Origin of the sequence: Cognatundibacterium luofuense (assembly GCF_018139685.1) — a bacterium.
Classification (GTDB): domain Bacteria; phylum Pseudomonadota; class Gammaproteobacteria; order Burkholderiales; family Burkholderiaceae_D; genus Undibacterium; species Undibacterium luofuense.
Window position 1 is genome coordinate 1 of record NZ_JAGSPN010000056.1, and the last position, 677, is coordinate 677.

The 677-nt window shown below is 53.5% G+C and carries 1 protein-coding gene; it reads left to right on the forward strand.

Annotated elements, in window-relative coordinates:
- Nucleotides 1-677, forward strand: a 677-nt coding sequence (locus KDM89_RS19255; RefSeq protein ID WP_212689530.1) for a hypothetical protein, incomplete at both ends; no start/stop codon positions are given.

Genomic DNA, 677 nt, shown 5'->3' on the forward strand with positions numbered 1-677 from the left:
CCGGCATCGTCGATTATCAATTGCGCAAAGCAGGTGATCAGGCTGAATACAGTTATTCTGTGGAGTTAGAAAACTCGATGCGCGGCGCTGGTGACCGCGCGCTTGATGTCAACGCACTGCTGCCGCTGACCGCAGCGGATGCACGCGTCAAAATGGGCCTATCGGTAGCGGCTTCGGCCTATAAAGAGCTGACCCCGCAACACGAAGCATCGTATTACCGTTCAGCGGCTATTGTGGGTCGCATACGCAGTGCTGATCAGGGTGATACCGCATTTGAACTGCTACCGTTTTACAGCCACGATCAGGTACCGTATGAAACGCCACACAGCTATTGGCTGCTACCCGATGGCAAACTGCCACCCGCAGCAAGCTACCACTTCGCGAACAAATCCGCGATGAAGGCTGACTGGATGCGCGGTCACGGTCACTCCCGTACCCTGGGTCTGATTTATCAACAACAGTTGCCAGGGCAGTGGCTGTTCAAAGGCAGTCTTATCCGTTCCGCGGCTGATTATCCCCGATCAGAAACGCATGTGATCGAACAATTGTCCGGCAATCGCTGGCAAAACAGCTATTACTCAGAAAAAAACGTGACTAAGCAGGCAGACAGTGTAGAACTGAGGCTCAGTAAAACCCTGCAGCATGAAGACAGCAGGCAGCAGTTTCATCTGGTCTGG